Below are 9939 nucleotides of genomic sequence, written 5' to 3'. Positions count from 1 at the left end.
ACCGTTTTTTATATAATATAGTACGTACCCAATATACACAGGGGAGTAGCTCAATGGTAGAGTACTGGTCTCCAAAACCAGGTGTTGCAGGTTCGAGTCCTGTCTCCCCTGCCAGTTTTATCAAGGATAAAAACCTTATCTGTCAAGGGCCGCGGTAATCTTACCTCGGTCCTTGTTTCTTTGTTTAGACAGAAAATAGACAGATTTACTTTTAGACTGCTTTTGAGTCTCTTTTTTTGTTGCAAACGCATCCTCCATAAGGTCCGCTGCCTGGCGATCTTTACTCTCCAGGAAGTGAGAATATATATTTTGTGTCGTGGCGCTGGTGCTGTGGCCCAACCGGCCGGCCACTGTCTGAATGTCCATACCCTTGCTGATTAAAAACGTGGCGCTGGTGTGCCTCAGTCCGTGGAAGTTAAGCGGTGGAAGCCCGTTGCGCCGCAGGAAGGCCGGGAACCATTTTGTAATAGAGTTTGGGTGCATCGGCTTGCCGTCCCAGGCAACAAAAAGAAGATTGTTGTCCTGGCAGATAAAGCCCTTCTCCCGCTGATCATCCTGATATTTTTGCAGCAGGGTTAACAGGGTATCGTTTACGGATATTTTACGCTCGCTCATTTCTGTCTTTGGCTTTTTTATAAAAACGCCTTTGCCGGGTAAATACTGGCTTGATTGCCTTATTTCAATAACCTTTTGGTCAAAGTGAATATCCTGCCACTCCAAACCCATGATTTCCCCTAGCCTGGCCCCGGTCATAATGGCAATCATGGTAACAACTTTATCCCTTAAATTACTTTCGTCCAGGGTATCTAGGGCCGCCAGTAGTTTCTTTGTCTGCGCTTCATCATAACACCGCGCCTTCTTTTTCTCGGCCTGTGGCGGGTCTATCCGCCTGGCGGGATTGTCTCCCTTCAAAACGCCCCACTTGATGGCCTTTTCATATATAGCGCAGATCAGGCCGTGGTGGTGCTTGATCGTTTTTTCTGTTAGCCCCGCAGATTTCTTTTCCTTTTCAATGCCGTCCTTTGAAATACTAATATATTTATGCTCTTTTCTTATATTACTGTAAAATCCAAGCAACTCCAGAGGTTTAATTTTTTCAAGCTTCTTATCCCCGAATTCCGGGTAAATCCGGCTTTGCAGCATTTGCTTGTAAATAAACAGGGTCTTTGGCGCTAGTTTAACCTCTCCATATTCTTTAATCCACCGTTCAGCGAATTGTTTAAAAGTCATCTTTGACGGTTGCCTATAGTCCCCGCTGTCAACATCGGTTATAAACTTTGCCATAATTTTTTCAGCCTCACGATCACTTTTGGCCTTTACATACTGTGAGGAATCCTTATAGCGAAGCCTGTAATAACCTTCCTTAACTTTTACAATATTACCTGCCATGGTTCAGTCCTCCAATTTACCATATTTATTTTATATAAAATGTATAACTGTGTATACAAGTGTACAACAGTGAATATTCATAGTCAAGTATAATATTGTACAATCGTGAAGTTAATGGTATTATAACGTACAGGGAGGATTGATAATATGGATAATTTTTATACTCCGCAAGAAGTGGCTGACAAGCTAAAGGTTAATATCCGGACCTTGTATAGATGGATACGTGAAGGTAAATTAAAAGCTGTCAAAATTGGAGAGCTATGGCGTATCTCTGAAACAGAGTTGAACAAGCTGCTCCAGGGTGATAAATAAACAGCCTGACCTTCACTTATCGGCCATCCGGTATTTTTAATATTAGGGAGATCATAGCTTTCCGTAAAGTTACTGAAAATATCGTCACAACCGTCACACCGTCACAAACTTAGGAATATCAAGGCTTTTCCCAGTGACGATAGGGTGATGATAAGGTGACGGTAGTGACGATTATGAGGGGACAGCGGCAGCCAAAAATAAAAAACGTCTATATCAGATCCCTTACTCTGACCAGACTAAAAAAGACCCTGGATCCTCTGACCCAGGGCTTATCTTATCCCGGCCATCGCCGGGGGGTTTGTTATTATGCGGACATCTCTGCCTGTTTTATAACAGCAGTTAATAATGCCTGCCAGTGGGAAGCTTTTTCAATTGCAGAACGATATATAATTCCGTCTTTTTTTGTTTCTATATTCAAAAAAATAATATTATGCATTGGATTAGCAATATCATTTATTATAATTTGCAAGTCTATTTTTTTAACTTTGGTTTCTGCCTGTTTTTTACCGGAAAGGCCTCCAATAACAGCTCCAACACCACCCAATAACAGACCACCGACAACAGCTCCCCCTATCTGACTCCCTCTCTGGCTCTTGGTAATTGTCTTACTGTCCTCTAAAATTTCAGAGCTTATAATGTCATTATAATTAATAATCCTTGTAGATACTGTTGGCATGTTTTTTATCAAGCATATCTTCTTGGTATTTTCATCGATTGCTATACCAGTAGCGCCATTTTCTGACATTACTTTTTGAGTTGCATTGAAATCAATATTGGATAACTCATCTTCCATCTGCTTTTTCTTCTTATTTGTATAAATGATACTCCAAGCCACGCCCGCGATAATAATACCAACAATTAGTAGGAATAATTCCACGATACCACTTCCCTTACAAAATTTATCAAGCTTTCTATGTCAGCTGAATAAATTCCTTCGGCACGACAATATATCCCATAAAGTTACATGAAAATATAAATAACTGGCTAACTTACATTCGCAGTCGTCAATTTCATTAAGCAGTATTGCCCTGGCGCCAAAAAGCTGCCTCTCAGAATCGTTTCTAAGCCACGATAATTACATCAGTAAGGGGATTGGCTTGCCGTTCTGCTTGTTGCTTTGCTCCTGCAGGGCTGTGCGGCCAGGCTGCAGCGTAAAGTTACCAGTTTCCTGCACATGGCCGGCGCAGGCGCCGTGATCCTGGATGGTCAGCTGCAGCTCCCGGGCTTCAGTAGGCACCCAGGGGAGCGGCCGCCCGGCTGCAGGTCAAATTCCCAAGCGCTTGGAAATTTGAATTTGACGTGACATATAAGAAAAGCCGGCCCACTTTTACGGACCGGCAATAATATTTCACGTGAAATATTTCGAAGTGGAGCGGCCCCGCCGAAGCAGAACCGCCCCACCCCTGGTTACTATTAACCTTCTATGCTGGAGCAGCCTGCTGCCGGCAGCTCCCCTCATAAACTACATTGCCCTTCCCCGCCTTATAGGCTGTCGGGAAAAAATACTTACACATTTCTAGAGGCTCAATATTGAGCGCCGAAGCAATTACCCCCAAATCATCCATAGAAAAATCAACCTTCCCACTAACTCTATTAGAAATAAATTTAGGAGTTCTCCCTATGGCGGCAGCTAGGCTTTTGTAAGTATGGCCTTCTTCAACAATTTTGCCCTTTAATGCCATATACGGCTTGTTTTTGTTTTTTTCCATTCTTTTAAAGCCTCCCTATTATTTTACGTAAATATTACAGCTGGAGCGGCCCCACCGAAGCAGAACCGCCCCACCCCTGGTTCGAGATGGGCCAGTATAATCTCAGCCCTGGTTATTTTAATCAATGCTTCTTCAATTATACACATTGTGGCATGATCAATACTCTGTTTTTCTAATACTTGTTCCTTCGTTAAACTGCCTCCCTTGTCAGAACCGAGTTATACAGCTCCGGAAAAACATTTTTAAACTCAGAAAACCCAAAATATTTAGTAATAAAGCATATCTCATAAGCATACCAGGTTTGGCGGCCGTTAATTTTTCTTGAAAGTGAGCTTCTGGATATACCCATTTTTTTAGCCAGCTCAGGAATTGTTACCCCGTTTTCAGCCATGAGCCCTTTAAGTCTTCTGTTGACGACATTTTTCGTCACCAATAACCCTCCTTTTTACTTGCCCCAGGAGGTCAGCTTTGCTATAATATAGCGAAGCAAGCCCCTTTTGGGGTATTGTCTGATGGGGAAGCCGGTCTCTGCCAGGAGTAAGCGGCTTCCTTACTTGTTTCCATTCTTCTTTTCCAGCCATTCTGTTACTTTGGCCTTATCGTAGCGAATTACATTGCCGTGTTGGATAAATGGCATTCCCTCTTTACGCCACCTGTAGGCAGTCATGCTGCTGATCTTCAGCCATTTACATAATTCATTCTTCGTCAACAATTCTTCCATATACCACCATCCTTCTCATGTAATATCTCTATATATAACAAAATATATCAATGTATAACATTGTGTCAATAATAACATTCCGACAAACCTCGACATTATTCCACAAGGGGAAATGTCGAGAACTATAGAAATATTGTTTTAGCAAATTTAAAGGGGTGTTATATGTGCGCAGATATTGGTTCATCCCTCTTGTTTTCTGTTTTATTTTACTCGTTGTTTTAATCTTGCGATGGGACCAGGGACCTACTCAAACAGTTGATGCAATAAAAGTTATTCACATAAAAGATCGCTGGACTGGGCAAACCTGGGTTAAGCTTTATGGCAGTAACAAGGGGAATTTTTATAGCGGCGAGATGCTCCCTGTAATTTCACCATATAAATTGGAAAACAGAAAAGCCGAAATATTAGCTTCACCGGAAGAATTACAAAAAAGTCAGCATTTACAGAAACAAGTGGAAGAAGCCGACAAAGTTATGCAACAAAATTATTGGGGACATGCAAGATACTTTCAATATATTAAACCCCTTGATGAACAAAAAAATCTTGGTAAATATGGATTCTCTTTTTCTGTTGCAACAGACATAAAAAGATATCCGGAATATGAATATGATATACCACAAAAATACATTGACGCCCAAATAAATTGGCTTAATGCTATGGATGTTAAGCAGACATCGAATACAAAGTTAAGCGACCAGGTCAGATATGCGGAATCAAGATCTGATTCAGAACTTAAAACATGGGCCTGGCAGGAGCGTAAGATTGCGATAGGTATATGGATATCATTATTTTGCATTTTTTTTATAATAGCTGCTTTTTTATTGTGGAGTAGCAAACGGCTCTCCAGCACTCCTGACCACACCGACTAAACAACTGTTCTGTAATAAACGCAATATCAACAATACATGTGATGGAATAGCAAACTGGTTTACCAGGTCATTACCCACTCCAGAGGGCAGGCCTCCAAATTTCATCCCCCCCTCGCCGGCCAAGATATTCATTTAATAATCGGACATAAAAATAGAGCCCTAAGGCTCTATCATGATGTGTGTGACAAAAACATTTTGCAGTGGCTTTCACGGAATGCTATTTTTATTTTATCAAATATCCCCTCTCTTCCTAAAAGACCGTAAGGTTGGTTGTCCATTAAAGGATTAAACATAACAGGTCCATATATTATTTTTTTACTGATCTCTATTCTAACATTTTCAATTTTTTTACCAATCCCATTGCCACCTGGAGTGCTAAAATTTATATCTTGGGCAGTTGATAAATCTAAATTAAGACCAGTCGCTATACTCATAGGTAAGGTGGTACAAAAAGCGCCAGAATCAACCACCATAGGCAAAAAAAATGGTGGATGTTGTTGATTAAAAACAAAACGAACCTGTAAAACTGGTACAGGAGGGCTGTTATGTTGATACTTTAAATACTCGTCAAATTTAAGATTAATCATAATCTTTTATGCTCCCAGGATTCTTTATCCGCAAGAATAATTAAAGGTGAAATAACCCCCCTACCAATAGCAATAGAAAGTGTTTCACCAAAATCTGTTCCTTCAGCAACAATCTCATTTTTTGAAATTGCTAACCATTTTCCATTATATTGTTCAATAATTCGGTTAAAATTTTCCATAAAAAAATCTAATTCAGTTTGATTTATTGCCTGGGTCATATATGACCCCTCCTCGTGGGATTCGGTTGTTAATCCTTCAAAAACATTAGAAGTTGCTGATGCAAATGAAATATATTCTGTAGATAAATCAGCCACTCTTACACTTACAGGTATTGTTGGAGTGCCAATTATATTGCCTTGAAAATATCTATCCCCAAACGCTATAGTTGCAGTTTTGTTAACCATATTATTCAAGCTCCCTGTGTTTTCGTGATTCTATTAAACCAGAAAAATTTTGAAAAGTCTTTTCAAAAAGATTCCAAGTTAATACAATCCTTGATTCTAAAACACATTTGGACACTTGAATATCGGTTGGATCTAAAGGTGGACGTGTCTGATAAAAAGATAGAGTTACATAATCATCTGTTGCGGTTATACTTACAAAATCACAAAATTTTGCTTCAGAATTTTCTGGGTTTTCTTCAAAAACTCTTTTTATTGCATGCTTTTTTAATTCTATATTTTCCATTACTCTCCTCCTAATATACTCGGTTAGTTTATTTCCTTTGTTTAATTTATTTAGACAAATTAATACAATTTCCTTGACAAAAATTCCGACACGTTACGACATTCCCCGCACCTGGGCGCCATGACCACGTCCGGAAAAATATTTCACATGAAATAAAAAAGCATCAATGAGGCTTTCCATGTCTGCAATTACCCGAGCCCGGGCGCCGGCCGCCTGGCCACTTCCTCCAAGTCGGCCAGAATCCCGCCGCAGCGATACGTATTAACGCGGTCAGCTGTGTAAAAGTCCTCAGTGTGGATGTCAACCCGGTGCTGCCGGTCCTCTGCGCTGGGTTCCCTGTTGTGAAGCTCTATCAAGGCAGGCTTATCTCCTAGCGCTTTGAACAGGTCATAATAATCAGCATCAGTAAGGCCGGTTATGCTTTCAGGGTGATCCTGTAAATGAGTGTATTCATGCACCAAGACATAAAACAGCGCCTGCTCCATTGTGGTTATAGGTCTCCACACGTTCGTTAAGCGGAGGCCGCCCGGGTTGTTTAGGTGTTCTCTAATCAGCTCCAGATTTATAAATATCCAGTTGACGCCTTTAAAACAGCCAGCCCAACCATAGGAATTTTTATCTGCGATATCCTGATCCTGCAAGAGGTTTGCCTGGATGCCCAGCTCCCAGCCGATTTTGTCAAACAGATCTTTTAAACTGTTATGTTCCACGTTATATACTCCGTTTATTTTATTCATAGGCCCCCGTGATCGAGGGCCTATGCTCTGTAAAGGTTAAATCCCTGCGTCCATGTACAGGCCGCGGAAATCGCAAACGGTCACACCATAGTCAATGAAGATCCGCCACTTGACGCCCAGGTAATCAAAGCCGACCTGGCTTTCAATTGTGGGCAGGTCCTTTTCGTTCAAGTAGGTCACTTCAATGGTATCTGCTTCATGGGGATCCGCGGCCAGGTACCAGGCTGTCAGGCTGTACGGATCAAGTTCTGCATCAACAACAGGTTCAAGAATGTTTGCCAGTGGATTAACAGCGCCCTGGGTAGTAGCTACCAGCGCCCTTGAAATAAATTGCTGGGCAACGGTTTCCCGGGCTGCCGGCACAAGCAGAAATTTCGGGCCGATATTCAGAGCTTCAAGCCCCCGGAGCCCTCTTTGCTGCCGCATGGCTGCCTTGCCAGATCCCACGTTTGCAACGTTAATAGCCCCAGGAGCCGCGGCCACATTGCCGTGCGCTGCGTTGAATAACGGAACGCTGTCATAAATAACCGGGTTTGCTCCAAGCTGCATATAAACCAACCGGTTAATACCCCTTGCAGCTGCCCGGGCATATGCTGCCGGCGTCTTTGTAAGGGCTCCGATATCGTCATTAATTATGGCCTGCCTAGTCAAGCCCCAGCCCCGGCCGAATGTCGCGATCACCTTTCTTACTCCCTGGTCCGTTACCTCATCGAACTTGAATTCGCCGCTCTGGGTCACGGGCAGCAGTTCCCCAGCCTCGGAGATCTGGTATTGCATCGTTGCCTTGAAGTCAGGATTACTGCCTTTCCTGGTCCACTTCTGGAAGGTTGTACCCGCGGCCTTGTAAGAAACGGCCATGGCCTTGTTGGCGGCATTAGAAAGAATGCCTCCAAACTGGCTGTCAGGTGAAAGGGCTTCCCGGATAAGGATATCTTCGTCCAGCCGCTGAGGGCTTTGAATGCCCTTCCGCAGGACACATTCCGAAGCGAACCCGGTTAAACGCACCCCCATGAGATCCCTGTATCCTGGAGCGGGGTCCTGGACATTGATACCGGCCCGGGATAAAATAGCGTCCACCGCAGCGTCCCTGAATTTATCGGCTTCATCGGCCGTAATTTTGGCCCCTGGTAACTTTCTTTCAGTCTTCAGTTTTTCCAGCACTGCTGCGCGGACCTGGGCAACCGAGGCCCCGGTGTTGATATGTTCAGCAGGATCCACACCAAAATCCCTGCACAGTGTGGTAATTTCAGCTGCGCGCTGGCTCTCGTTGTTAGCGTTATCCTCTTCTTCGATCTCAGTTTTAAGGGTGTCAATGTCCCGTTGCAGGGCATCAAACTCCGCCTGCTCTGCTTCTGTTAGATAATCACGCCTTGCAGCTTTAACGCCATTCACAATTTCTTCCTGGCGCTTAAATTTCTTTTTGAATTGCTCTTTTTTGTTCATTACGAAACCTCCTGTTATTAGTTATTTTTACCGATTAGCTATTTAGCCAGTTAACAAAGCGGTATTGATATTCACCCTGGAAGGTTTCATATTTCGGATCCCTGAACTCGGGGTGAACAAATTTCATCACCGGCTTTGCGATAAGAGCCTCTTTCGGATGATCGAGGGTGAGTTTCTCTTCGTTCATCTTTCCGATTTCCTCATTCAGGGCCTGGAGCTGCTCAAATGCTTTGCTGATCTTGATATCCAGGTCAACCGCTTTTTTCTGGCGCTCCTGGAATGCCTTCAGGGCTGCAGATTTCACCTTTTTAACTTCATCACCTGAAAGACCGGGAAATTCGAGGCTTGATTTGTAAGCTGCTATTTTGCTTTCGAAGTCCCCCAGCTGCAGCCTTAATGCAGCCAGCTCCTTGTTGATCTGCTCCTGGGTTTTTGTATCATCTTCGATCTCAGCGTCAACCAGCTGCTGGGTCTTCAGTCCGATACTGTCCTTTAAGCTTTGAGCTTCCCGGGTGAGGTCCTGGAGATTGGCCTCGAGCTTTGCTTCCCGGGCTTGTCCCTTTTTCGCCAGCTGGTCAACAGTGTTTTTTAAACTATTGAATGCCTTTTCGTAACTGTCACCAAACATAATAGTCTATTGTCCTCCTTTGGCTTTTTTCTTCGGCGCCGTAAATACGCCTTTAATACTAAATTGCTCGAGAGCATCTAAGCTCAGCTCGGTTACCATGTTCCCGATCCGGCCGGCCGTCACTGAATCAATATAAGAGGATAAAGATTTGGTTATCTGGCGGCTGTATGCCAGCATGGACCTCTTGAGAACGCTGTAGGACCTTTTTAATTCAGCTGCGGCCTCATCCTTCGGAATATAGTCACTCCGGACAATGGTGTTTTTAAATTCAGCCTCTTCTGCTTTTTGTTCTTTCAGCCGGGCCTCCGCGGCAAGCTTCTTTCGGTATAGGTTTTGCTGACTTGGTTCGGCGTCTGATGTAAAGCCTGATGCTGAAAGGACTCCCCGCCAGGTCAAAACTTCCCGGAACGGCCACCATCCGCGGGCCACCTTTGGACAGCCCATTGAATCCCACCGGGATAGCGTCTCCCTTGTAATGCCCAGGGTTTCACACATGGCGCCGGTGGTAAAGCACAATTTTCCATTAATCATCTTAGCCGGTTGCTTAGTAGACAATTATTGTTAACCCCTCCTTCATGTCAGGTTGTCAATTGATTTTTTTATTTTATACTGGGTGGAATTTCGGGTGTCGCAAGACCCGCGCTCCCCCCACCGGTCCAGAAGGACCCGCGATTACTTCCAGGCCTTACCAGTAACCATGCTTAGCCAAAGGCTACCCTTGCTTTACCGTCAAAGTAATCTTCTATCACTTCGACAACCGTGTCCTTAACTGTTGATGCAATAGAGCGGGCATTGCCATCTGAAGCATAAACATTAACTGTTACGTTTACAGTGTCGCCTCCGGACGGACCGCCTGC

Annotated in this window: 15 protein-coding genes and 1 tRNA gene; 3 read left to right on the top strand and 13 right to left on the bottom strand. The window is 43.6% G+C overall.

Going from position 1 to position 9939, the window contains the following annotated elements:
* Positions 1-39: 39 nt before the first annotated feature.
* Positions 40-114, top strand: a tRNA-Trp gene (locus NC238_18040).
* Between the two features lie 21 nt (positions 115-135).
* On the opposite strand, the gene NC238_18035 is transcribed toward NC238_18040, so the two are convergent.
* On the bottom strand, positions 136-1389 hold the full coding sequence (locus NC238_18035; protein ID MCM1567812.1) for a site-specific integrase: 1254 nt from the start codon (positions 1387-1389) through the stop codon (positions 136-138).
* Positions 1390-1536: 147 nt separating this feature from the next.
* Here NC238_18035 and NC238_18030 point away from each other — a divergent pair, with 147 nt between their 5' ends.
* Positions 1537-1701, top strand: a complete 165-nt coding sequence (locus tag NC238_18030) for a helix-turn-helix domain-containing protein (GenBank protein ID MCM1567811.1) — start codon at positions 1537-1539, stop codon at positions 1699-1701.
* A 304-nt stretch (positions 1702-2005) separates the two neighbouring features.
* Here the strand turns inward: NC238_18030 and NC238_18025 are convergent, their stop codons facing one another.
* From NC238_18025 to NC238_18005, 5 genes are all read right to left on the bottom strand, one after another.
* Positions 2006-2578, bottom strand: coding sequence for a hypothetical protein (locus NC238_18025; protein MCM1567810.1), 573 nt, complete (start codon positions 2576-2578; stop codon positions 2006-2008).
* Positions 2579-2776: 198 nt separating this feature from the next.
* Positions 2777-2938, bottom strand: coding sequence for a hypothetical protein (locus NC238_18020; GenBank protein MCM1567809.1), 162 nt, complete (start codon positions 2936-2938; stop codon positions 2777-2779).
* Between the two features lie 184 nt (positions 2939-3122).
* Positions 3123-3410, bottom strand: coding sequence for a DUF739 family protein (locus NC238_18015; GenBank protein MCM1567808.1), 288 nt, complete (start codon positions 3408-3410; stop codon positions 3123-3125).
* A 190-nt stretch (positions 3411-3600) separates the two neighbouring features.
* Positions 3601-3840, bottom strand: a complete 240-nt coding sequence (locus NC238_18010; protein MCM1567807.1) for a helix-turn-helix transcriptional regulator — start codon at positions 3838-3840, stop codon at positions 3601-3603.
* A 120-nt stretch (positions 3841-3960) separates the two neighbouring features.
* On the bottom strand, positions 3961-4131 hold the full coding sequence (locus NC238_18005) for a helix-turn-helix domain-containing protein (GenBank protein ID MCM1567806.1): 171 nt from the start codon (positions 4129-4131) through the stop codon (positions 3961-3963).
* A gap of 164 nt (positions 4132-4295) precedes the next feature.
* Between NC238_18005 and NC238_18000 the strand changes: the two genes are divergently transcribed.
* Positions 4296-5000, top strand: a complete 705-nt coding sequence (locus NC238_18000; protein MCM1567805.1) for a hypothetical protein — start codon at positions 4296-4298, stop codon at positions 4998-5000.
* A gap of 170 nt (positions 5001-5170) precedes the next feature.
* Here the strand turns inward: NC238_18000 and NC238_17995 are convergent, their stop codons facing one another.
* From NC238_17995 to NC238_17965, 7 genes are all read right to left on the bottom strand, one after another.
* Positions 5171-5587 carry a retropepsin-like domain-containing protein gene (locus NC238_17995; GenBank protein MCM1567804.1) on the bottom strand — a complete coding sequence of 139 codons (417 nt, stop codon included), beginning with the start codon at positions 5585-5587 and terminating at the stop codon, positions 5171-5173.
* A complete protein-coding gene (locus NC238_17990) occupies positions 5584-5991 on the bottom strand; it encodes a hypothetical protein (GenBank protein ID MCM1567803.1) in 408 nt (135 codons plus the stop codon). Before NC238_17990 ends, NC238_17995 begins: the two co-directional genes overlap by 4 nt.
* A 1-nt stretch (position 5992) precedes the next feature.
* Complete coding sequence (locus NC238_17985; protein ID MCM1567802.1) at positions 5993-6274, bottom strand: hypothetical protein; 282 nt, start codon at positions 6272-6274, stop codon at positions 5993-5995.
* A gap of 188 nt (positions 6275-6462) precedes the next feature.
* Positions 6463-7011: a hypothetical protein gene (locus NC238_17980; GenBank protein ID MCM1567801.1), complete on the bottom strand. Its 549-nt coding sequence runs from the start codon at positions 7009-7011 to the stop codon at positions 6463-6465.
* 36 nt (positions 7012-7047) lie between these two features.
* Complete coding sequence (locus NC238_17975) at positions 7048-8454, bottom strand: Mu-like prophage major head subunit gpT family protein (GenBank protein MCM1567800.1); 1407 nt, start codon at positions 8452-8454, stop codon at positions 7048-7050.
* Positions 8455-8488: 34 nt separating this feature from the next.
* Positions 8489-9082: a hypothetical protein gene (locus tag NC238_17970; protein ID MCM1567799.1), complete on the bottom strand. Its 594-nt coding sequence runs from the start codon at positions 9080-9082 to the stop codon at positions 8489-8491.
* A gap of 6 nt (positions 9083-9088) precedes the next feature.
* Positions 9089-9637, bottom strand: coding sequence for a hypothetical protein (locus NC238_17965; GenBank protein ID MCM1567798.1), 549 nt, complete (start codon positions 9635-9637; stop codon positions 9089-9091).
* Positions 9638-9939 lie beyond the last annotated feature (302 nt).

This window comes from Dehalobacter sp., assembly GCA_023667845.1.
GTDB lineage: Bacteria > Bacillota > Desulfitobacteriia > Desulfitobacteriales > Syntrophobotulaceae > Dehalobacter.
The sequence above is the reverse complement of the archived record's forward strand: the minus strand, read 5'-3'. Positions and strand labels throughout refer to the sequence as shown.